The 21,478-nt window shown below is 68.3% G+C and carries 22 protein-coding genes; 7 read left to right on the top strand and 15 right to left on the bottom strand.

The window, feature by feature from the left end:
- Window positions 1-493: 493 nt before the first annotated feature.
- Window positions 494-1,723, bottom strand: a complete 1,230-nt coding sequence (locus tag AC0KS4_RS07810; RefSeq protein ID WP_238958023.1) for a PPE family protein — start codon at window positions 1,721-1,723, stop codon at window positions 494-496.
- A 174-nt stretch (window positions 1,724-1,897) separates the two neighbouring features.
- Entirely contained in the window at window positions 1,898-3,289 is a 1,392-nt protein-coding gene (locus AC0KS4_RS07805; protein WP_238958022.1) for a glycine--tRNA ligase, read from the bottom strand.
- Between the two features lie 230 nt (window positions 3,290-3,519).
- Between AC0KS4_RS07805 and AC0KS4_RS07800 the strand changes: the two genes are divergently transcribed.
- Window positions 3,520-3,897 carry an ArsR/SmtB family transcription factor gene (locus tag AC0KS4_RS07800; RefSeq protein WP_374109679.1) on the top strand — a complete coding sequence of 126 codons (378 nt, stop codon included), beginning with the start codon at window positions 3,520-3,522 and terminating at the stop codon, window positions 3,895-3,897.
- Window positions 3,894-4,289, top strand: a complete 396-nt coding sequence (locus tag AC0KS4_RS07795; protein WP_238957743.1) for a Fur family transcriptional regulator — start codon at window positions 3,894-3,896, stop codon at window positions 4,287-4,289. Before AC0KS4_RS07800 ends, AC0KS4_RS07795 begins: the two co-directional genes overlap by 4 nt.
- A 6-nt stretch (window positions 4,290-4,295) precedes the next feature.
- On the opposite strand, the gene AC0KS4_RS07790 is transcribed toward AC0KS4_RS07795, so the two are convergent.
- From AC0KS4_RS07790 to recO, 3 genes are read right to left on the bottom strand one after another with little or no spacing between them, the layout of a single operon-like run.
- Window positions 4,296-4,724: a hypothetical protein gene (locus tag AC0KS4_RS07790; RefSeq protein WP_225326904.1), complete on the bottom strand. Its 429-nt coding sequence runs from the start codon at window positions 4,722-4,724 to the stop codon at window positions 4,296-4,298.
- Window positions 4,724-5,593 (bottom strand): decaprenyl diphosphate synthase, encoded by an 870-nt coding sequence (locus tag AC0KS4_RS07785; protein ID WP_225326905.1) that lies wholly within the window; start codon window positions 5,591-5,593, stop codon window positions 4,724-4,726. The genes AC0KS4_RS07790 and AC0KS4_RS07785 overlap by 1 nt, the downstream gene beginning before the upstream one ends.
- 33 nt (window positions 5,594-5,626) lie before the next feature.
- The gene (gene recO, locus AC0KS4_RS07780) at window positions 5,627-6,424 is read right to left on the bottom strand and encodes a DNA repair protein RecO (RefSeq protein ID WP_225326906.1); all 798 of its coding nucleotides are present in this window, start codon (window positions 6,422-6,424) and stop codon (window positions 5,627-5,629) included.
- Window positions 6,425-6,485: 61 nt separating this feature from the next.
- Here recO and AC0KS4_RS07775 point away from each other — a divergent pair, with 61 nt between their 5' ends.
- The gene (locus AC0KS4_RS07775) at window positions 6,486-7,988 is read left to right on the top strand and encodes an amidase (RefSeq protein WP_238957742.1); all 1,503 of its coding nucleotides are present in this window, start codon (window positions 6,486-6,488) and stop codon (window positions 7,986-7,988) included.
- Window positions 7,989-8,064: 76 nt separating this feature from the next.
- Complete coding sequence (locus tag AC0KS4_RS07770) at window positions 8,065-9,537, top strand: aminotransferase class I/II-fold pyridoxal phosphate-dependent enzyme (protein ID WP_238957741.1); 1,473 nt, start codon at window positions 8,065-8,067, stop codon at window positions 9,535-9,537.
- On the opposite strand, the gene era is transcribed toward AC0KS4_RS07770, so the two are convergent.
- The 8 genes from era to hrcA form a co-directional block, all read right to left on the bottom strand.
- The gene (gene era, locus AC0KS4_RS07765; RefSeq protein WP_238957740.1) at window positions 9,534-10,433 is read right to left on the bottom strand and encodes a GTPase Era; all 900 of its coding nucleotides are present in this window, start codon (window positions 10,431-10,433) and stop codon (window positions 9,534-9,536) included. The two genes, AC0KS4_RS07770 and era, sit on opposite strands and share 4 nt — an antisense overlap.
- Window positions 10,426-11,772, bottom strand: coding sequence for a hemolysin family protein (locus AC0KS4_RS07760; RefSeq protein ID WP_238957739.1), 1,347 nt, complete (start codon window positions 11,770-11,772; stop codon window positions 10,426-10,428). The genes era and AC0KS4_RS07760 overlap by 8 nt, the downstream gene beginning before the upstream one ends.
- A gap of 39 nt (window positions 11,773-11,811) precedes the next feature.
- Window positions 11,812-13,032, bottom strand: coding sequence for a hypothetical protein (locus AC0KS4_RS07755; RefSeq protein WP_255641426.1), 1,221 nt, complete (start codon window positions 13,030-13,032; stop codon window positions 11,812-11,814).
- Between the two features lie 50 nt (window positions 13,033-13,082).
- Window positions 13,083-13,616, bottom strand: coding sequence for an rRNA maturation RNase YbeY (ybeY, locus tag AC0KS4_RS07750; protein WP_225326911.1), 534 nt, complete (start codon window positions 13,614-13,616; stop codon window positions 13,083-13,085).
- 20 nt (window positions 13,617-13,636) lie between these two features.
- Entirely contained in the window at window positions 13,637-14,695 is a 1,059-nt protein-coding gene (locus tag AC0KS4_RS07745; RefSeq protein ID WP_225326912.1) for a PhoH family protein, read from the bottom strand.
- 169 nt (window positions 14,696-14,864) lie between these two features.
- The gene (locus AC0KS4_RS07740) at window positions 14,865-15,626 is read right to left on the bottom strand and encodes a 16S rRNA (uracil(1498)-N(3))-methyltransferase (RefSeq protein ID WP_238957738.1); all 762 of its coding nucleotides are present in this window, start codon (window positions 15,624-15,626) and stop codon (window positions 14,865-14,867) included.
- A 13-nt stretch (window positions 15,627-15,639) separates the two neighbouring features.
- Window positions 15,640-16,788 carry a molecular chaperone DnaJ gene (gene dnaJ / locus AC0KS4_RS07735; RefSeq protein WP_225326914.1) on the bottom strand — a complete coding sequence of 383 codons (1,149 nt, stop codon included), beginning with the start codon at window positions 16,786-16,788 and terminating at the stop codon, window positions 15,640-15,642.
- A gap of 57 nt (window positions 16,789-16,845) precedes the next feature.
- Entirely contained in the window at window positions 16,846-17,877 is a 1,032-nt protein-coding gene (gene hrcA / locus AC0KS4_RS07730; protein WP_238957737.1) for a heat-inducible transcriptional repressor HrcA, read from the bottom strand.
- A gap of 214 nt (window positions 17,878-18,091) precedes the next feature.
- Here hrcA and AC0KS4_RS07725 point away from each other — a divergent pair, with 214 nt between their 5' ends.
- From AC0KS4_RS07725 to AC0KS4_RS07715, 3 genes are all read left to right on the top strand, one after another.
- The gene (locus AC0KS4_RS07725) at window positions 18,092-18,406 is read left to right on the top strand and encodes a type II toxin-antitoxin system VapB family antitoxin (protein ID WP_064933122.1); all 315 of its coding nucleotides are present in this window, start codon (window positions 18,092-18,094) and stop codon (window positions 18,404-18,406) included.
- A gap of 83 nt (window positions 18,407-18,489) precedes the next feature.
- On the top strand, window positions 18,490-19,086 hold the full coding sequence (locus AC0KS4_RS07720; RefSeq protein WP_238957736.1) for a carboxymuconolactone decarboxylase family protein: 597 nt from the start codon (window positions 18,490-18,492) through the stop codon (window positions 19,084-19,086).
- Window positions 19,083-19,988 (top strand): sigma-70 family RNA polymerase sigma factor, encoded by a 906-nt coding sequence (locus AC0KS4_RS07715; protein ID WP_238957735.1) that lies wholly within the window; start codon window positions 19,083-19,085, stop codon window positions 19,986-19,988. Before AC0KS4_RS07720 ends, AC0KS4_RS07715 begins: the two co-directional genes overlap by 4 nt.
- Here AC0KS4_RS07715 and AC0KS4_RS07710 read toward each other — a convergent pair.
- Together AC0KS4_RS07710 and AC0KS4_RS07705 are read right to left on the bottom strand one after the other, a co-directional pair.
- Window positions 19,982-20,500, bottom strand: a complete 519-nt coding sequence (locus AC0KS4_RS07710; protein ID WP_238957734.1) for an MTB12 family secreted protein — start codon at window positions 20,498-20,500, stop codon at window positions 19,982-19,984. The two genes, AC0KS4_RS07715 and AC0KS4_RS07710, sit on opposite strands and share 7 nt — an antisense overlap.
- Before the next feature lie 274 nt (window positions 20,501-20,774).
- Entirely contained in the window at window positions 20,775-21,311 is a 537-nt protein-coding gene (locus AC0KS4_RS07705) for an MTB12 family secreted protein (RefSeq protein ID WP_225327039.1), read from the bottom strand.
- Between the last annotated feature and the right edge of the window lie 167 nt (window positions 21,312-21,478).

Raw genomic sequence — 21,478 nt, 5'->3', positions numbered from 1 at the left:
GGTCAAAGCGTTCGGGCGCTGTGGCGAAGTTATTTACACCAACCGGTCACATCGTAAGACAAACCGAAGAAGATATGCGGGAATTGCCAATTTTCCTTTAATTTGAGCCGGTGTCGGACCACGCCGACCCATCGCCTGGCCGGTCAGGACCGCCGCCGTGTGGGCCACGCGCGCCGGGAACTGTCGGGAACTCACCCGGCTCCGGACAACCCGTTCCCCGCAAACCCCTTGCCGCACAGCACCTTAGGGCGGTCAAGGGTGATCGGGATCGAGCGGTCGGCCACGAGTGCTCGACGGGGTCCGACGCGTTGCGCCGCTCGCTTGCGCCTCGGGCAACGCATGCGGGCGGGCGCGCCGTTGCTGTTTTTACGGGAGGTATTAGATGAATTCGCGCAATGCGATACGGCGCCTGTCGGCGTCCAGGCGAACTTAATCGATTTCCGTTTCTCACCGCCGTGCACACCATGCACATCCGCAACAACGGCATCGGTCACTATCGGGTCCGCGGCACCACTTTGGGCCGGGACCGCACCACCTCGGCCTTGGTGCCGCGGTCCTCGCCCTTCGGGTTTTTCTCACCCACCGGCATGGCCGTCATCGGCGGGCCGCTGCCCGGGCCGGCCGCCCCCGCCGTCGCCGCCGTCGCCGGCGCTCCGCCGGCCACGCCCGACATCGCGGGCGCGGGCACGTAAGCCGGCATCGACCCTTGCCACGCCGCGGGCACCGACATCGCCCCGACGAACCGCGCGGTCCCCAGGCCCGCCGACGCGACGCCGAGGGCGCCCAATCCTCCGCCGGCCAACGGTTGCAGATCGGACAGCACGCTATGCGCGCTGTGCGGGGCCTCGCCGGCCACGTTGGTGGCACTGAGCAAAACCGGCGCCGGTGCCGCCGCCGGCGCGACGGTCGCCGGAGCGGTGCTTTGGGCCAGCGCCACCATGGGCGGCATCAGCGCGCTTGCCGGGTACATTCCGGCCTGGGCCACCGTCGTGAGGGTCGCCACCGGCGTCGAGGTCATCAACGACGTCAGCGACGAGACGGCCGGCGAGAGCGCCATGAACACCGACTGCAGCTGAGATGCGAACGCGGTCCCCAGCGAGGACAAGCCCTGGAAGAACTGCGACGCTAAAGTCAGGGGCGCCGTCACCAGGTCGGCCAGGCCCGCCAGGCCCGCGGATGCCGCGCCGCCGCCGAGACCCGCGGGCGGCGGGGTGAACGCCGGCAACGTCTCCACCAGCGTTTGGGCCCCCGCGTGATAGCCCACCATCGCGGCCACGTCCTGCGCCCACATCTCGACGTACTCGAGCTCGGTCTGTGCGATCGCCGCCGTGTTCTGGCCGAAGAAGTTGGTCGCGATCAGGATCAGCAACCGGGCACGATTCGCCAGCACCGCCGGCAGCGGCACCGTCGCGACCACCGCCCCCTCGAACGCCAGCGCCGCCAGCCGGGCTCGGATCGCGGCCACCTCCGCCTCCGCCGCGGCGATCAGCAGCCATTGCACGTAGGGCGCCGCGGCGGCCGTCATCGATGCCGACGAAGGACCCGTCCAGGGGCCCGCCGCCAGGTCCGTCACCACGGTGTTGAACGAGGACGCCGAGGACGACAGCTCCGCCGCCAATCCGTCCCACGCGGAAGCCGCCTCGAACAGAGGACCGGAACCGGGGCCGCCGACTATCAAGGCCGAGTTGATTTCCGGAGGGAAGAACAAGAACGCGGGAATCATCCACACCCCAACCGACCGAGTCAACGGCTCCTGCGTCAGACGGCCCGACATCCGCCCGCGGCTCAACTGGCTATCTACTTATGCCCCACGGCAGATCCTAAGGCACCGCCACCACCGACGGCCGGACTTTTAAGCAAACCTTAATTCGCAAATGCGGCCCGGCGACGGCAGTGACTAGCAGCCTTTGAGGCGCGCCGCGAGGTAATCGGCGACGGTGTTCATCGCGACTCGCTCCTGGGACATGTCGTCGCGCCGGCGCACCGTCACCGCGTTGTCCTCGAGTGAGTCGAAATCCACCGTCACACAGAACGGCGTGCCGATCTCGTCCTGGCGGCGATAGCGCCTCCCGATCGCACCGGCGTCGTCGAAATCGATATTCCAAAACTGGCGCAGTTCGGCGGCCAGGTCACGGGCCTTGGGGCTCAGATCGGCATGGCGGGACAGCGGCAGCACCGCCGCCTTGACCGGGGCCAGCCGCGGGTCCAGCCGCAGGACGGTGCGCTTTTCCATCTTGCCCTTGGCGTTCGGGGCCTCGTCCTCGACGTAGGCGTCGATCAGGAAGGCCATGAACGACCGCGTCAAGCCGGCCGCCGGTTCGATGACATACGGGATGTAGCGCGCGTCGGTCGCCTGGTCGTAGAACGACAGGTCGACGCCGGAATGCTTTGAATGAGTCGACAAATCGAAATCGGTACGGTTGGCGACGCCCTCCAGTTCACCCCACGGGTTACCGGCGAAGCCGAATTTGTACTCGATGTCGACGGTGCGATCGGAGTAGTGCGACAGTTTGTCGGCCGGGTGTTCAAACAACCGCAGGTTCTCCGGATCGATACCCAACTCGACATACCATTGCAGCCGGGTGTCGATCCAATACTGGTGCCATTCCTTCGCGGTCGAGGGCTCGACGAAGAACTCCATTTCCATTTGCTCGAACTCGCGCGTCCGGAAAATGAAGTTGCCCGGGGTGATCTCGTTGCGAAAGCTCTTGCCGATCTGGCCGATACCGAACGGCGGCTTCTTGCGGGCGGTCGTCACCACGTTGGCGAAGTTGACGAAGATGCCCTGCGCCGTCTCCGGACGCAGATAATGCAAGCCCTCCTCGGTCTCGATGGGTCCCAGGTAGGTCTTGAGCATCATGTTGAATTCGCGGGGTTCGGTCCACTGTCCGGGCTCGCCGGTGTCTGGGTCGCGGATGTCGGCCAGTCCGTTGGGCGGCGGGTGGCCGTGCTTGGCCTCGTACGCCTCGATGAGGTGGTCGGCGCGGTAACGCTTGTGGGTGATCAACGACTCCACCAGCGGGTCGTGGAAGACCTCGACGTGGCCCGAGGCCACCCACACTTGCCGCGGCAAGATGATCGACGAGTCCAGGCCGACGACGTCGTCGCGTCCGCTGACCACCGCGCGCCACCACTGGCGCTTGATGTTCTCTTTGAACTCCACACCCAACGGACCGTAGTCCCACGCCGACCGGGTTCCGCCGTAGATCTCCCCCGAGGGGAAGACGAAGCCGCGCCGCTTGGCCAGGTTCACTACGGTGTCGATGACGGACGCCACGGGGCGGTGCACTCCCTTTCCGGGGTTGGGTGGGCGCGCCTGGCGGTCGAGCGCCGTGCGCAGAGCATCAGTCATGGTAGCGATCGGCGCCGCGGTCTTTGACATGCGTCATCATGCATGTGACAGTGGAGGCAGCCGATACGGCGGAGACTTTCCCACTACCTGGCACTTCTCGAGGTGATGCCGCTCCCATGATGTCCCCCTCACGTTCTGCGTCGATGCCGGCGGCCACCGACGGCGGCATGGGAACGGACCTGGACGCGGTCGCCCATGACCACGGCGGACTCGGCGCCGGTGGGCACTCCGGACTGGTCGATTACCCGGTCCCGCCGCCGCGGGAGATCCTCGATGCCGCGGGCGAGTTGTTGCGGGCGCTGGCGGCGCCGGTGCGCATCGCCATCGTGTTGCAGTTGCGGGAATCCCATCGCTGCGTGCACGAACTGGTGGACGCGCTCGGCGTGCCGCAGCCGCTGGTCAGTCAGCATCTGAAGATCCTGAAGGCGGCGGGCGTGGTTGCCGGCGAGCGCTCCGGGCGCGAAGTGCTGTACCGGCTCGCCGATCATCACCTCGCCCACATCGTGGTGGACGCCGTCGCGCACGCGAGCGAGGACACCCCGTGACGTCAGGGGCGAGCGTCCGCTCGACCCGTCAGCGCGCGGCGATTTCCACACTGTTGGAGACACTCGACGAGTTCCGCTCGGCGCAGGATCTGCACGACGAGCTGCGCCGGCGCGGCGAGAACATCGGGCTGACCACCGTCTACCGGACGCTGCAGTCGATGGCCGCGGCGGGCATGATCGACACGCTGCGCACCGACACCGGCGAGTCGGTCTATCGCAGGTGTTCGGAGCACCATCACCACCACTTGGTCTGCCGCAGTTGCGGATCCACGATCGAGGTGGGCGATCACGAGGTCGAGGAGTGGGCGACGGCCGTGGCCGCCAAGCATGGCTTCTCCGACGTCAGCCACACCATCGAAATCTTCGGCACCTGTTCAGACTGCCGGCGCTGACCCGATTCAGCCTGTCAGTGTGCGGCGTATCTGGGCGCCGGTGTCGAGCACCAACAGGATCAAGGTCCGCAAGGCGTCGTCGGTCAGGCCGGCGCCGGGAAAGTTGTAGCGCAGCATCACGTCGGCGCTTTTAGCCGCGCCCTTGCCCGAATTGCGCTGCACGGCTTTGTCATTGACCTTCTCGATCAGGGTGACGCTGCCGAAGTTGCTGTCGCGCGCCTGCTTGGCCACCTGGTCGCTGATCTTCTTGGTCAGCGGCAGGTCCCACGCCAATATCTGGGTGAGCGAGACCAGGTCGAGGTCCTCGGCGATATTCACCACCCGCAACGACGCGATGGTGCCGTCATGGTGGACCGTCAGCGCGCCATCGGTCTCCTCCTGCAGCGCAACGACATCGCCGAGGATCGACGCCAGACGCTCCTGCAGTGATGGCACTATGCGCTCCCGAACCGGCGATCGCGCGAGGCGTATTCCTCGCAGGCCGCCCACAAGTCGCGCCGGTCGTAGTCGGGCCACAGCTTGTCCTGAAAGACGTACTCGGCGTATGCGGCCTGCCACAACATGAAATTGCTGGACCGATGCTCCCCCGAGGTCCGCAAGAACAGGTCCACGTCGGGAATGTCGGGCCGCTGCAGGTGATTTGCCACCGTCGACTCGGTGATGCGCTCCGGGTTCAGCCGTCCGGCCGCGGCCAGGCGTGCGATTTCCTTTGTGGCATCGGCTATTTCGGCGCGACCGCCGTAGTTCACACAGTAGTTGACGGTGATGACGTCGTTGTCCTTCGTCAGGTCCTCCGCGATCGCCAGCTCGTTGATCACGCTGCGCCACAGGCGCGGCCGCGAACCGACCCAGCGGATCTTGACCCCTATCGTATTCAGGTTCACCCGGCGCATGCGCACCACGTCACGGTTGAAGCCCATCAGGAAGCGGACCTCTTCGGGTGAACGCTTCCAGTTCTCGGTCGAGAAGGCGTAGAGACTGAGCCATTTGATCCCGATTTCGATTGCCCCACAGACGATGTCGATGACGACCGCCTCCCCGGCGCGGTGGCCGTCGGTGCGGCTCAGCCCCTGCTGGGTGGCCCAACGGCCGTTGCCGTCCATGACGATGGCCACATGGTTGGGCAACCGCTCGGCCTCGATCCTGGGCGCGGCCGCCCTGGAGATGTGCTGCGGCGGCCGGCACGGGCCACCGTCGGCGGACGGCGGCAGCTCCGGGAACACGACGGGCCAGGTCGACTTGTCGGGGAAGACCGGATAGTCGTCGGGCGCGGGGGGCAGCTGCGGGAAACCGCGGTTCGTCACTTGCGCCCCACCCGGTCCCCATCAACCGTCCCGTTAGCCACAGTCCATATCCTGCCCGATCAGCGTCGCGCGCTGATCGGCGATGGTGCGGTCGACGTGATACGTCCGTTCTACGAGCGGCAACGTCTTGAGCTTCCGCTCCAAATGCCATTGCAGGTGCGCCGCCACCAGACCGCTGACGTAGTTGCGGTGCGACTGCGGCGTCTTTTCGGCGAAGTCCCAATCGCCGTCGTGCAGCGCCGTCATCAAATCCAGCACCCCCGGCGGCGGCGTCGTCGAACCGGCCGGGCGGCAGTGCGGGCAGACGCTGCCACCGGCACCGACATGGAACGCGCGATGGGGACCGGGCGTGGCGCAGCGGGCGCACTCGCTCAGCGCCGGCGCCCATCCGGCGATGCCCATCGCCCGCAGCAGGTAGGCATCCAGCAGGAGGTCCCGGGACCGGCGGCCGTCGGCCACCGCCCGCAGGGCGCTCACCGTGAGCCCGTGCAGGGCGGGGGCGGGCGCCCGCTCCTCACCGGCGAGGCGTTCGGCGGTTTCCAGCATGGCGCACCCGCAGGTGTAGCGGCCGTAGTCGCTGACGATGTCGGTGGCGAACGCGTCGATCGAGACGACCTGGGTGACGATGTCGAGGTTGCGGCCGGGATGTAACTGCGCGTCGATGTGCGCGAACGGCTCCAGCCGCGCACCAAATTTGCTGCGGGTGCGACGCACGCCCTTGGCCACCGCGCGGACCAGCCCGTGATCACGGGTCAGCAGGGTGACGATCCGGTCGGCTTCGCCGAGCTTGTGCTGGCGCAGCACAACAGCTCGGTCTCGGTATAGCCGCATCCCAATAGTTTTGCACCCCGCCGCGACATTGCGGGTATCCGCGCCGTTAGTCTCGTACCCCGTGATTGGCGCTTCTGGGTCGGGTTTTGGGGCCCTTTCCGGCTCGGGTCCCGGATCCGGCCGCCGGCGCCTGCCCACGCTGACCGATTTGCTCTATCAGCTGGCCAGCCGCTCGGTGACGTCCACCACGCTGGTGGGTCGTTCGCTGCACGCCATCCACGCCAGCCAGCCCACGCTGAACGCCTTCCGGGTGGTGCTGACCGAGTCGGCACTGGCCGACGCGGCCGAGGCCGACCGGCGCCGCGCGGCCGGGGACACCGCCCCGCTGCTGGGCATTCCGATCGCCGTCAAGGACGACGTCGACATTGCGGGCGTGCCCACCGCGTTCGGCACCGAGGGGCGGGTCGCGCCGGCGACGCACGACGCCGAGGTGGTGCGCCGCCTCAAGGCCGCCGGCGCGGTGATCGTGGGCAAGACGAACACCTGCGAACTCGGCCAGTGGCCGTTTACCAGCGGGCCCGGTTTCGGGCATACCCGCAACCCCTGGTCCCGGCGGCACACCCCCGGCGGATCGTCGGGCGGCAGCGCCGCGGCGGTGGCCGCGGGTCTGGTCACGGCCGCCATCGGGTCCGACGGCGCCGGCAGTATCCGCATCCCCGCGGCGTGGACGCACCTGGTGGGCATCAAACCGCAGCGCGGGCGGATCTCGACCTGGCCGCTCCCGGAGGCGTTCAACGGCATCACGGTCAACGGCGTGCTGGCCCGCACGGTGGCCGACGCGGCGTTGGTGCTCGACGCGGCGTCCGGCAACGTCGAGGGCGATCGGCACAAGCCCCCCGCGATCACCGCCTCCGACTATGTGGGGAAGGCGCCCGGCCCGCTGAACATCGCGCTGTCAACCCGATTCCCCTACACCGGCTTCCGGCCCAAGCTGCACCCGGAGATCCTGGCGGCGACGCGCGCCGTGGGTAACCAGCTCGAACTGCTGGGCCACACCGTGGTGCCCGGCAACCCGGACTACGGCATGCGGCTGTCGTGGGACTTTCTCGCCCGGTCCACCGCGGGTCTGCGGGATTGGGAGGAGCGCCTGGGCGACGGCGTCGTGCTGGACCCCCGCACCCTGTCCAACCTGCGCATGGGCGCGGCGCTGGGGCAGGCGATTCTGCGCAGCGCCCGCCGCCACGAGGAAGCCGACCAGCGCCGGGTCGGTTCGATCTTCGACATCGTCGACGTGGTGTTGGCGCCGACCACCGCCCAGCCCCCGCCGCTGGCGCGGGCCTTCGACCGGTTGAGCGGCTTCGGCACCGACCGGGCCATGATCGCGGCCTGCCCGCTGACGTTCCCGTGGAACGTCCTGGGGTGGCCGTCCATCAACGTTCCGGCGGGCTTCACCTCCGAGGGCTTGCCCGTCGGCGTGCAGCTGATGGGCCCGGCCAATAGCGAGGGCATGTTGATTTCGCTGGCCGCCGAGCTGGAAGCCCTGTGCGGATGGGCGAGCCAGCAGCCCCAACCCTGGTGGAACCAGAGCGCGGACACCCCGGAGGCACCGGCGCCCAGCGGCTGAAACACCGCCCCGCGCCCCGTCGTCTTTCCAGGTCGCGCGGGGAATTTCCGGCCGACAAGTCGGGTACACGTTCGGCATGGACCAATCCGACGCCCCACTGCTCGATGCGCTGGCCGAGTATCGCGAAAAGAACCGATACGGGTTTACGCCGCCGGGCCACCGGCAGGGCCGCGGCACCGACGATCGGGTCCTGGCAGTCCTGGGCCGCGAGCCCTTCCTCGACGACGTGCTGGCCAGCGGCGGCCTGGATGACCGCCGAACCAGCAACAAATACCTGAAGAACGCCGAAGACCTGATGGCCGAGGCCGTGGGCGCGGACACCGCCTGGTTCTCCACGTGCGGCAGTTCACTGTCGGTGCGGGCGGCGATGTTGGCGGTCGCCGGCGGCGAGGGCAGCCTGCTGGTCGGCCGGGACAGCCACAAGTCGATCGTGGCGGGGCTGATCTTCTCCGGTGTGCAGCCGCGCTGGATCACCCCACGCTGGGACGCCGCGCACCACTTTTCTCATCCGCCCTCCCCGGAGCAGGTCGAAGAGGCCTGGGACAAGCACCCCGACGCCGCCGGTGCGCTCGTCGTCAGCCCCAGCCCGTACGGCACGTGCGCCGACATCGCCCGGATCGCCGAGGTATGTCACCGGCGCGGCAAGCCGTTGATCGTCGACGAGGCGTGGGGCGCGCACCTGCCGTTCCATGAGGACCTGCCGACCTGGGCGATGGACGCCGGCGCGGACGTCTGTGTGGTCAGCGTGCACAAGATGGGCGCCGGCTTCGAGCAGGGGTCGGTGTTTCACCTGCAGGGTGACCTGATCGATCGGGATCGCCTGTCCGCCTGCGCGGATCAGTTGATGACGACCAGCCCCAGCGTCCTTTTGTACGCGGCCATGGACGGGTGGCGCCGGCAGATGGTGCAGCATGGCCACGAATTGCTTGGTGCCGCACTCGATTTGACGCGACGCGTGCGGGAGGAGATCGAACTCATCCCTGATGTGGCCGTGCTCGACGATGAATTGCTCGGCGCGCAGGCGTCCCACGACCTGGACCGGATGCAGGTGCTGATCGATGTATCGGCAACGGGCACCTCGGGTTATCAGGCCGCCGACTGGCTACGGGCGCACGCGCACATCGACGTGGGCATGAGCGACCATCGCCGCATCCTGGCCACGCTGTCGATGGCCGACGACAAGGAGACCCTGGGGCGTCTCACCGACGCGCTGCGCGCATGGCGCACCGCCGCCGACGAGTTCGAGCCGCCGCCCTGCATCGCGCTGCCGTCGCCCGACGAGATGCAATTGGAGTCCGTCGAATTACCGCGCGACGCGTTCTTCGGGCGGGTGGAGGCGGTGCCCTCGGACCGCGCCGCCGGCCGCATCGCCGCCGAGCAGATCACGCCCTATCCCCCGGGCATTCCCGCCGTCGTGCCGGGTGAACGCCTCAATGATGCTGTGCTGGATTATCTGTGCTCGGGCGTCAGTGCCGGCATGAATCTGCCCGACGCGGCGGACCCGTCGCTGAAGACCATCCGCGTGCTCGCCGGGTGGCGCGGCCGCTAAAAGCCCAGGCGGCCAAGCTGTTTGGGGTCGCTCTGCCAGTTTTTGGCGACCTTGACGCGCAGGTCGAGGTACACCTTGGTGCCCAGCAGCTTCTCGATCTGGTGGCGCGCGGCGGTGCCGACGTCACGCAGCCGGGCGCCGCCCTTGCCGATGATGATGCCCTTCTGGCTGTCGCGTTCGACGTAGAGCAGCGCGTGCACGTCGATCAGGTCGTCGCGGTCCTCCCGCGGGTTGACCTCGTCGATGACCACCGCCAACGAATGCGGCAGCTCGTCGCGAACCCCCTCGAGGGCCGCCTCCCGGATGAGCTCGGCCATCAAGACCTCTTCGGGTTCGTCGGTCAGTTCCCCGTCGGGGTAGTAGGCAGGCCCGGGCGGCAGCGCCGCGGCCAGCACGTCGGTCAAGACGTCCACCTGCGTCCCGGCCACCGCCGACACCGGCACGATCTCGGCCGAGCCGCCGACCAGCTCGCTGACCGCGACCAACTGAGCGGCGACCCGGTCTTTGGGCGCCTTGTCGATCTTGGTGACGATGGCGACCAGTGTGGCCTTGGGTGCGGTCGCGCGGATCTGCTCGACGATCCACCGATCCCCGGGCCCGATCGCCTCGTCGGCCGGGATGCACAGCCCGATCACGTCGACCTCGGCGTAGGTGTCGCGCACCAAGTCGTTGAGCCGCTTGCCCAGCAGGGTGCGGGGGCGGTGCAGACCCGGCGTGTCGACCAGGATGATCTGGAAGTCGTCGCGGTGCACGATCCCGCGGATGGTGTGCCGGGTGGTCTGTGGCCGCTTCGAGGTGATCGCGACCTTGGTCCCGACGAGCGCGTTCGTCAGGGTCGATTTCCCGGTGTTGGGACGGCCGACCAAACATACGAAGCCGGAACGGAATTCAGTCATGCTGCGGGGATTCCTCGCCATTGGGTGAGCCGTTGGGTGAGCCGTCGGGTGAGCTATTGGGTGAGCCGTCGGATTCGACGGGGCTGAGCAGGACGGTGCCGATGCGTACCCGCCCCCGGTGATCGGTGCCGCCCTCGGCGTGCAGCCGCAAACCGTGCGAAATCACCTCGGCGCCCGGCAGCGGCACCCGGCCCAATTCCAGGGCGAGCAGGCCGCCCACGGTGTCGACGTCGAGGTCGTCGTCGAACTCGACGCCGTAGAGCTCGCCGAGGTCTTCGATCGGCAGTCGCGCCGACACCCGAAAGTGTTTGTCGCCCAGGTCTTCTATCGGCGCCGTCTCCGCCTGGTCGTACTCGTCGGCGATCTCACCGACGATTTCTTCGAGCACGTCTTCGATGCTGACCAGCCCGGCGATCGCGCCGTACTCGTCGACGAGCAGGGCCATGTGGTTACGGTCGCGCTGCATTTCGCGCAGGAGGGCGTCCAAGGGCTTGGAGTCCGGCACGAAGACAGCCGGCCGCATCACCTGCGCCACCGGCGTGGTCCGCCCGCCGCCACCCGACAAAAAGGTCTGCTGGACAAGGTCTTTCAAGTACACGACCCCGACGACGTCGTCGACGTTCTCGCCGATCACCGGGATGCGTGAATGCCCGCTGCGCACCGCCAGGTTGATCGCCTGGCTGGCGAACTTGTCGCTTTCGATCCAGATCATCTCGGTGCGCGGGACCATCACCTCGCGGGCCGGGGTGTCGCCGAGCTCGAAGACCGACTGGATCATCCGGCGCTCCTCGGCCGCGACCACGCCACGCTGCTGGGCCAGGTCGACGACCTCGCGCAGCTCGATCTCGGAGGCGAACGGCCCGTTCCTCAACCCCCGGCCCGGGGTGACCGCGTTACCCAAAACCACGAGCAGCCGGCTGATCGGCATCAACAACCACGAGATCGCTTGCAGCGGAAGCACCGTCGTCAACGCGATGGAATAGGCGTTTTGACGGCCGAGGGTGCGTGGGCCCACCCCCATGACGACGAAGCTGGTCACCACCATGATCGCCGCGGCGCCGAACAATCCCCACGTCAGCCCGAAGTTGTCGTAAAGGAACACCACCAGCAGCACGGTCGCGGTGATCTCGCACGTGATCCGCAGCAGCACAACGAGGTTGATGTAGCGGGGACGTTCCGACATCACTTTGGACAGCGCCACCGCGCCGGGCCGCTCGTCGCGCACCATCTCCTGAACGCGGGCCAGCGACACCGTGCTGATGGCCGCATCGATCGCGGCGAACAGCCCGCCCAGCGCGATCAAGGCGACCGCGCCGAGCAGCTCGGACCAGCCGGTCAACGGTCACACCTCGATGTGGTCATTGAGTCCCCTAGGGCATCACGAGGACTCAGCGGCGTCGTCCTCGCTGCGGTGCCGGCGGTTGAGCAGCCAGGCGACCAGGCCCACCACCACGGCGAACCCACCGAAGCGCAGCGCCATGGTCCACGCGGATTGGTGGGGTTGACCGGGTTCCTGGTGGTGAACGGCGAGCAGCACCAAGAAGCTGCCGTCGTCGGTGAGGCCGACGCCCGGCGTCGGCTGGGTTTTGATCACCCGGATCTGCGCGGGGGCGCTGCTGGAGTTGTCGATCTGTCCCCAGGCCAAGGTGGAGTCGTCGAGCAGGAACGTGTCCTGGCTGCCCGAGGGTTGGCTACCGTCGTGACCCACCACCGCCACGTGGCCGACCTCCACGGTCTCGCCTTTGGCGGGAACGGACACGACGACGTTCTCATACAGCTTCGGGGGCGCCGGCGGCCTGTAGTCCGGTGGCGGCGGCCCGTTGTACCCGTTGAGCGGTATCGAGCCCCCGCCGTAGAAGCTGCCCGACGCGACATAGCTGTCGCCGACCGCGGTGAAGGGGACGACGCCGACGGTCGCGGCGTCCAGCACCATCCGCGCCCCGCGCGGGAGGTAAAGCTGCTGGTAGGCGCCGTTGTAGAAGTAGCGGAACGTCATCGCCTGATTCAGCGGGTTGTACAGGGTCGGGCGGCGGTAGGCGTCGTCGTAGTCGAGGTAGTCCCAGTGGCGCGGCCGGACGAACCGGTGCTCGTCGACCTTGAGGACGTCGACGTTCTGCCGGTGGGAACTCACCACGTTCTGCACCTGCTGGTTGAAATCCACCTCGGTCGGCGGCTTCGGCGGGTTGGCGGGGTCAGCGCGGGTCACCGGCGCGGCCTTGGCCGCCGCGATCGCCAGCGAGGGCGCTTCGAGCCCTCTCGGCGGCGCGACCACCGGGGCGTTGCGTGGCGCATCGGGGCCCGGCGGATTGATCTCGAGCACCGGGACGGTGTTCTGACCCGAGTTGGGCGGCGGAAGGACCACCGGTTGCTGCACCGGCGGCGGGGCCGGGGGCGGCTCGTACGCCGGGATGGGCACTTCCGGAACCGGCGTCGGCGCATTGCTCGGGGGGCCCTGGACACCGCGCTTGTCCTCGTTGCACACGTTCGCCGTGTGATAGGCGTTCACGTAGAACATGCAGCGCTGGCAGGACACGGGGTTGGAGCCCGCGCCGGCGCAGGGAGCCGCCTGCGCGACCGTGCCAGGGATGGCGACGACCATCGAGATCGGCGCGAACGCGATGGCAGCCGCCACCAGAATCCAGAGTCGGCTCAATTGTCGAAATACCTTGACTTGTCCAGCAATCGGCGGTCGCGCTCTTCCTGGCGGTCCTGGCGGTAGGCCTCGACCTGGTCGGCGACCCACTCTTCGAGCAACCGGTCCTGCAGCGCGAACATCTCCTTTTCCTCATCCGGCTCGCCGTGGTCGTAGCCGATCAGGTGGAGCACGCCGTGGATGGTCAGCAGCGCCAGCTCGTGCCCCAGGCTGTGCCCCGCCGCGGCGGCCTGACTGGCCGCGAATTCCGGGCACAGCACGATGTCGCCCAGCATCGAGGGCCCCGGCTCGGGGGCGTCCGGGCGCCCGCCCGGTTCGAGCTCGTCCATCGGGAAGCTCATCACGTCGGTGGGCCCGGGCAGGTCCATCCAGCGCATGTGCAGGTCGGCCATCGCCGCGGTGTCCAACAACACCATCGACAGCTCGGCCGCCGGGTTGACGTCCATCTTGGCGATGACATACCGCGCGACGCTGATCAACTCGGCTTCGGAGACGTCGATGCCCGACTCGTTGGAGACCTCAATGCTCATGGAACCCGCTCACCGCACCATCATCGGCGACCGCGCGAGCCCGACGCCCGGCGCGCCGCCCGGTTCATGGTCAGGTCGGGTTCTTCGAACTTGGCATAGGCGTCGACGATTTCCGAGACCAGCCGGTGGCGCACCACGTCCACGCTGGTCAGCTCCGCGACGTGGATGTCGTCGACGCTGTCGAGGATCTCCATCGCCGCGCGCAGGCCCGACTTGGCGCCACCCGGAAGGTCGACCTGGGTGACGTCGCCGGTGACGACGATCTTGGATCCGAAGCCCAGGCGGGTGAGGAACATCTTCATCTGCTCGCCGGTGGTGTTCTGCGCCTCGTCCAACACGATGAACGCGGAATTGAGGCTCCTGCCCCGCATGTACGCGAGCGGCGCCACCTCGATGACCCCCGCCGACATCAGCTTGGGGATCAGCTCGGCGTCCATCATGTCGTAGAGCGCGTCGTACAACGGCCGCAGATACGGATCGATCTTTTCGCTGAGCGTGCCCGGCAAGAAGCCAAGGCGCTCACCGGCTTCCACGGCCGGACGGGTCAGGATGATGCGGCTGACCTGTTTGGTCTGTAAAGCGTTGACCGCCTTGGCCATCGCCAGGTACGTCTTGCCGGTGCCGGCCGGGCCGACGCCGAAGACGATGGTGTTGGCGTCGATGGCGTCGACGTAGCGCTTCTGGTTGAGCGTCTTGGGCCGGATCGTCTTCCCGCGCCGCGACAGGATGTCCAGCGTCAACACCTCGGCCGGTGACTCGTTGTCGGTGCCGGCCAGCATGGCGACGCTGTGCCGGATCACCTCCGGGGTCAACTGCTGCCCGCCGGCGACGATCGCGATCAGTTCGGAGATCACCCGTTCGGCGAGCGCGACGTCGGCGGGCTCACCGGAGATGGTCAGGGTGTTGCCGCGCACGTGCAGATCGGCGTCCAGGGTGCGTTCCAGGGAGCGCAGGTTCTCGTCTGCCGAACCCAGCAGGCCCATGACGGTATCGGGCGGAACATTGATGCTGCTGCGAACTTGAGCGTCGGCCTGGAGGGCTCCGGCTGCGTCAGCAGCGCTGGTCTCGCGGGGCGTCACGTGGTTTTCGATGCCTGCCTTGTGTGAAGTGCTCGCCGATCCCGGCGTTTTCTAGCGCTTTTATCCTACCGCCGGGGCGTCGCTGACCCCAATGTGCGGCACGCCGCGAGTGCGCAGCGCCGCGGCAGGGTGTTCGCCGGAAGGCCCTTGTCCAGCACCTTGTGGGCGCTCACAGGCTCGAGGGGTCGTCCCATCGCGGCGTCAGCACCCCGAGCGCGCCGAGCGCCACGGCCGCGGCGGTCGACGTCCGCAGCACCTGCGGACCCAGCCGCACCGCCGTCGCGCCCGCGTCGGACAACGCCACGATCTCGTCATCGGCGATGCCGCCCTCGGGGCCGACCACCAGGAACACCGTCCTCGCGCGCGCGAGGTCGAGGTCGGCGAGCCGCTCGGTGGCCGACTCGTGCAGAACCAGCACCGTCGCGCCGCCGGCCACCTCGTCCCGGAGCCGCGAGATCAGCGCCGCGGTGGACAGCACACCGTCGACCGACGGGATGTGCGCCCGTCGGGACTGCCGCGCCGCCGAACGGGCGACCGCGCGCCAGCGGCGCAGACCCTTCTCGACCCGGGCGTCGTGCCAGTTGGCCACGCAGCGGGCCGCCTGCCAGGCCAGGAACCCGTCGGCGCCCGCCTCGGTGGCCAGTTCGATGGCCAGCTCGGAACGCTCCGATTTCGGCAGGGCCTGCACCACCGTCACCGGCGGGCTCCCGGGTGCGACGCTCCAGCGCTCCAGCACCCGCGCGCGCAGCCCGTCACGCCCGGCGTGCTCCACCTCGCAGTGCGCCAGGCCCCCGGCGCCGTCGCCGAGCACCAGCCGCTCGCCCGGGCGGATCCGCCGCACGCTGGCGGCATGAAACCCCTCGTCACCGGCCAGGACGGCCAGCGCGCCGGTCTCGGGCAGATCGTCGGCGTAAAACAGGGTCGCGACCATCGGCGCGGCGCGGCTAGCGTCCGGTGAACGTCTCGCGGAGCCGGCTGAACAAGCCGCCGCCGGCGTGGGTCGAGCGCACCTCGGGGACGTCGCGGCTGCGGCGCGCCTTCAGTTCGCGCAGCAGTTCGGTGTCGCGGCTGTCCAGGCGGGCGGGAACCACCACCTCGACGTGGACATGCAGATCGCCGCGGGTGCCGGTCCGCAGGTGCGGCATCCCGTGGCCGCGCAGCGTGATGACCGAAGCCGGTTGCGTGCCAGGCGGGATGGTGATTTCGCTGACGCCGTCCAGGATGGCGTCGACGGTGACCGTGGCGCCCAGCGCCGCGTCGACCATCGGCACCGACACGGTGCAGTGCAGGTCGTCGCCTTCGCGGACGAAGACGTCGTGGCCCTGTTCGTGAACCTCGACGTACAGGTCGCCGGCCGGCCCGCCACCGGGTCCCACCTCGCCTTGGGCAGCCAGCCGCACGCGCATGCCGTCGCCGACACCGGCGGGAATCTTGACGCTGATCTCCCGGCGGGCCCGCACCCGGCCGTCCCCCATGCACTGGTGGCACGGGTCGGGGATGACGACGCCGACGCCGCGGCAGGTCGGACACGGCCGCGACGTCATCACCTGGCCCAGCAGGGAGCGCTGCACGGTCTGGACTTCGCCGCGACCGCCGCAGGTGTCGCACGGCACCGGCGCCGAGTCGCCGTTGGTGCCCTTGCCCTGGCAGCGGTCACACAACACCGCGGTGTCGACGGTCACCTGCTTGGTGACGCCGGTCGCGCACTCCTCGAGATCGAGCCGCATCCGCAGCAGCGAATCCGAGCCCGGCCGCACCCGCCCGATGGGGCCGCGCGAGGACGCGCCACCGCTGAAGCCGCCACCGAAAAACGCCTCGAACACATCGCCCAGGCCACCGAAACCGCCACCGAAACCGCCACCGGCCGCGGCCGCGTTCTCCAGCGGATCGCCGCCCAGGTCGACGATGCGCCGCTTCTCGGGGTCGCTCAGCACCTCGTAGGCGACGCTGATCTCCTTGAACTTCGCCTGCGCGGCCTCGTCGGGGTTGACGTCGGGATGCAGTTCGCGCGCCAACTTGCGGTACGCGCGCTTGATCTCCGCGTCACCGGCGTTTCTGCTCACGCCGAGCAGCCCGTAATAATCGCGTGCCACGCCTGACTCTCCTATACCTGGTCTTTCTCCGCGCCTACCCACACTGCGGGTGCGCGTTCATCGAGCACCCAGGACTTCGCCGATATATAGGGCAACCGCAGCAACGCTGGCGATAGTTCCCGGATAGTCCATCCGGGTGGGCCCCAGCACACCCATTCCCCCGTAAACGGTGTCGGAGGTGCCGTAGGCGGTGGTTACCACGGAGGTGCCCAGTATCTGCTCGGCGGCCGTCTCGTGGCCGATGCGCACCGTCACCTTACCGGCTTGCTGCTGGGCCGCCAGCAACCGCAGGACCACGACCTGCTCCTCGAGCGCTTCCAGGATGGAGCGCAGCGAGCCACCGAAATCGGCAGCGTTGCGGGTCAGGTTGGCGGTGCCGCCCATCAGCAAGCGTTCCTCGGTGTGCTCGACGAGTGACTCCAGCAACACCGTCGCCGATCGGCCCACGGCATCACCCAGGCCGTCCGGGCTGCTCAGCTGTCCGGCGAGGTCGGCCACCGCGATCGAGGCGGCCGATAGTTTCTTGCCCACCAGCGCCTGGCCGAGCATCTCCCGCAGCTGCGAGAGTTCGTGGTCGTCGATGACGTTGCCGAGTTCGACGACGCGCTGGTCCACCCGGCCGGAGTCGGTGATGACGACCATCAGCAGCCGCGCGGGCGTCAGGGCGATCACTTCCAGGTGGCGCACGGTCGACGACGACAGCGTCGGGTACTGCACGACGGCCACCTGCCGGGTCAGCTGCGAGAGCAGCCGTACCGCGCGGCGCAGGACGTCGTCGAGGTCGACACCGGACTCCAGGAAGCCTTGGATCGCGCGCCGTTCGGCGGAGGACATCGGCTTGACGTCGTCGAGCCGGTCGACGAATTCGCGGTAGCCCTTCTCGGTGGGGACCCGCCCGGAGCTGGTGTGCGGCTGGGTGATGTAGCCCTCGGCCTCGAGCACGGCCATGTCGTTGCGGACGGTCGCCGATGAGACGCCCAGGTTGTGGCGCTCCACCAACGTCTTGGAACCGATCGGTTCTTTGGTGGCGACGAAGTCGGCGACAATGGCCCGCAGCACCTCGAACCGACGGTCATCGGCAGTTCCCACTGGTCGTCACCTCCTTCGATGGCTGTTAGACCGGGTCCATTTTACGGTCTCGGGCTCGCTCGGCCTCACCACTGGAGCGCGAGCGGAGGCAAAAGTCCCTCTTCGTCGGCGTGCCGCGGTGCTTTGCGTCTGCTCGCCGGGACCACCGGTGTCCGACTAGCCTTTCCAGCATGAACCGGTCGGATCAGGACGACGCGTCGGGAGAGATCGGCCGATGATTTTCAAGGGCGTGCGCGACGGTAAACCGTATCCCGAGCACAACCTGTCCTATCGGGATTGGTCCCAGATACCGCCGCAGCAGATCCGGCTCGACGAATTGGTCACCACCACAACGGTGCTCGCGCTGGACCGCCTGCTCTCGGAGGACTCGACCTTCTACGGCGATCTGTTTCCGCATGCGGTGCGGTGGAAGGGCATCACCTATCTCGAGGACGGCCTGCACCGCGCGGTGCGCGCCGCGTTGCGGAACCGCACGGTGCTGCACGCCCGCGTGTTCGACATGGATATGCCGCTGGGCCAGCCCGGGTGAGTTAGTGGCCACGTTCGGGCCTTCCCGCGTGTCGACCTAGTGAGGACGTTGGTTCACGACCACAACTTGCCAGGAGGATCGCCATGCCACGGCTACAGGGAGTCTCCGACCGCGACGCCGGACTGGGCGCCAAGATCGCCTTCTTCTTCACCCGCCGCAAGCTCGCCCAGATGACCGGGCTGGAAACCGCGGGAATGCTGGAGCCGCTGCGGATGTATGCCCACATTCCGAGATTGCTCAACGCCTACGGCAAGTTGGAGCAGGCCGAATCGAAGTTGGACGTTCTCAGCCCGCGCCACCGCGCGCTGGCCGAGCTGAAGTCGGCGACGACGGTGCGTTGCGCATATTGCATCGACCTCGGCTCACAGATCGCCCGGCAATGGGGCATCACCGACGAAGAACTGCTGGGGATGGCCAATTACCGTGACGCGCCGTGCTTTTCCGATGTCGACAAGCTGATCCTCGACTACGCGACCGCGATCAGCCGCACGCCGGTCGAGGTGAGCGATCAACTTTTCGATGCGCTGCGGACGCATTTCGACACCGCCCAACTCGTCGGCCTGACCCACGTCATCACGTTGGGCAATCTGCGCGCCCGCTTCAACATCGCGCTCGACATCGGGTCCTCGGGCTTTTCCGGCGACCGCGTGTGCGCCCTGCCGGAGACCGATCGGCCATGACAAAACCGGACGCATCACCGCCGTCACTGCGGGCACTGGCGGCCCGCTTCGAGGCGGCCCGGCCACGGTTGGGTGCCCTCGCCTACCGCATGCTGGGCTCGATCGACGACTCCCAGGACGCGGTGCAGGAGGCCTGGCTGCGGTGGAGCGGCAGCTCCGCGGAAACAATCGCCAACCCCGAGGCGTGGCTGACCACCGTGGTCGCCCGCATCTGCCTGAACATGTTGCGCGAGCGCCGAACTCACGGCGGCGAGGAGCTGGCCGGCCGCCTGCCCGACCCGATCGTGGAAGCCGACGACGAATTCGACCCGGAACACCGCGCGATGCTGGCCGACGCGGTGGGGCTGGCGCTGTTCGTGGTGCTGGACACGCTGTCGCCGGCGGAGCGATTGGCCTTCGTGTTGCACGACGTCTTCAGCGTGCCGTTCGATCAGATCGCCACGGTCGTCGACCGGACGCCGGAGTCGGCCCGCAAGCTGGCCAGCCGGGCGCGCCGGCGGATCGAGCGGGCCGACCCGGAACCCGACGGCGACCTCACCGCCCAGCGCGAGGTGGTGGACGCCTTCTTCGCGGCGGGGCGCAGCGGTGACTTCGACCGCCTGGTGTCGGTGCTGCATCCCGACGTGGTGCTGCGGGGTGACTTCGGCCCGGCCGCGGCGGCGTTCCGGGCCGACGGCGCGGACTCGGTGGCCAGGCTGGCCCGCGCCTACGCGGGTCCCGACCGCGAGGTCCGCGCGGCGACCGTCAACGGCGCCGCCGGCGCCGTCATCTTCGTCGGGGGACGCGCGGCGTCCGTCATGGGATTCGTGGTGCGCGCCGGCCGGATCCGGGCGATCGATGTGCTGGCGGATCCGGCACGCGTCGCGAAACTAGACCTGCGCGCGCTCGGCGCCGATCACTGACCGGCGGCCTGCAGCAGCTCCATCGCCGACGCCCGCGACAGCACCCAGCCGCCCTGGTTGACGAAGGTGACGTTCTGGGTGACCTGTGACGTCAGCTTGGGGCCGGAGACCGACACGTCGGCGGTCGCCGAACCGGCGGCGGTCGGTTGGATGTTGGTCACGTCGAACGACAGGGGCAGGTCACCGTTTTTCGCGGCCTTCTGCAGCTTCTTGTCGGCGACGTGGGCTTCGATGCCGCTGATGCCGCCCTGCACCAGGTTGCTCTTGTTGCTAAACGACACGCTCGGGTCCGCCAGGCTGTTGAGCAGGCCGGTCAGCTGATCGGGCGTCGGGACGTTGGCCCCCGCGACCGGCTGCGCCGGCGGCGGATCCTGCGGAAGCGGCGCGCCGATCGTGGCGAAGTGCACCCCGACCTGTGTGCTCGGCGCCGACATCGAGGTCAGGCCGGCGGCCGCGCCCCCGACGATCGCCAGAGCTGCCACGCTGGTGGCAAGCGTTTTAACGGTTTTCATGGTTCCCCCTTTTGGTGGGCACGAATGTTGACGCACGGGTGGTGTCAGCGTGCCCTTTGCGTCTCGTACTTCGTGTCCCGGCACCGATACGTTACGGCGACCCGTTGTGCAAACAACATGAGCAACCTGTGCGCGCGCTGTGCGGGCGTGGCCGTAGATGCCGTAGCTGCCGAACCCCATGCGCCCGCGGAAGCCGGCGCATGGGGTGTCCATAAGACATCTGGCGAATCCGCCAGACTGGCATCGGGTTTGCGCGGTAGGCACCGCGCGGTGATCAGTTGGTGGCGGTCGCGGCCTGAATCAGAGCGATCGCCGCGTCGTGCTGCAAGACCCAGTTCCCGCCTTGGTTGACGAACGCGAGGTGCTTGGTGACCGGTCCGGCGAACTTCGGGCTCGTGATGGCGACGTCGGCCTGGGCCATGTTCGGACCCGCCGGGGCGATGTTGGTCACGTTGAACTGCTCGGGGAAGTTCCCGTTGCGGTAGGCCTTTCGCAGGTCGTGGTCGGCCACCATCCCCTCGTTTTGACTGACGCCGTTTTCAACGAAGTTGGCCTTGTCCCTGTAGTTGACGCCGGGGTCGGTTACCTGGTTGCAGAGAGTGGCCAACTGATCGGCCGTCGGCAATTGCCCAGGCGCGCCCGGCGGCGGGGGCGGAGGCGGCGGCGGGTCTTGCGGCAGTGGCGCTCCGAACGCCGCCAGCTGCACATCATGCGCGCCGATCGGCGCTGCAACAGAAGCCACGCCGGCGGCGGCGCCGCCAATGGCGGCCAGCGCCGCCACGCCCGTGGCAATGGACTTCACGGTTTTCACAGGTCCCCCTTCGATGCACATGAACCGTTGCGGGATTTCGCGGATGCGCCGCACGCGGTCACACGTCTTCATGGTTGAAGATGGTGTAAGTGTGCATGGTGACACCCGCATTTGTGTCTCAGGTTGGTCACGTTACGACGACGCTACGGCGGCGACGCGGGAAAACA

The organism is Mycobacterium sp. NTMscope_MAC_12, assembly GCF_976985675.1.
The sequence above is the reverse complement of the archived record's forward strand: the minus strand, read 5'-3'. Positions and strand labels throughout refer to the sequence as shown.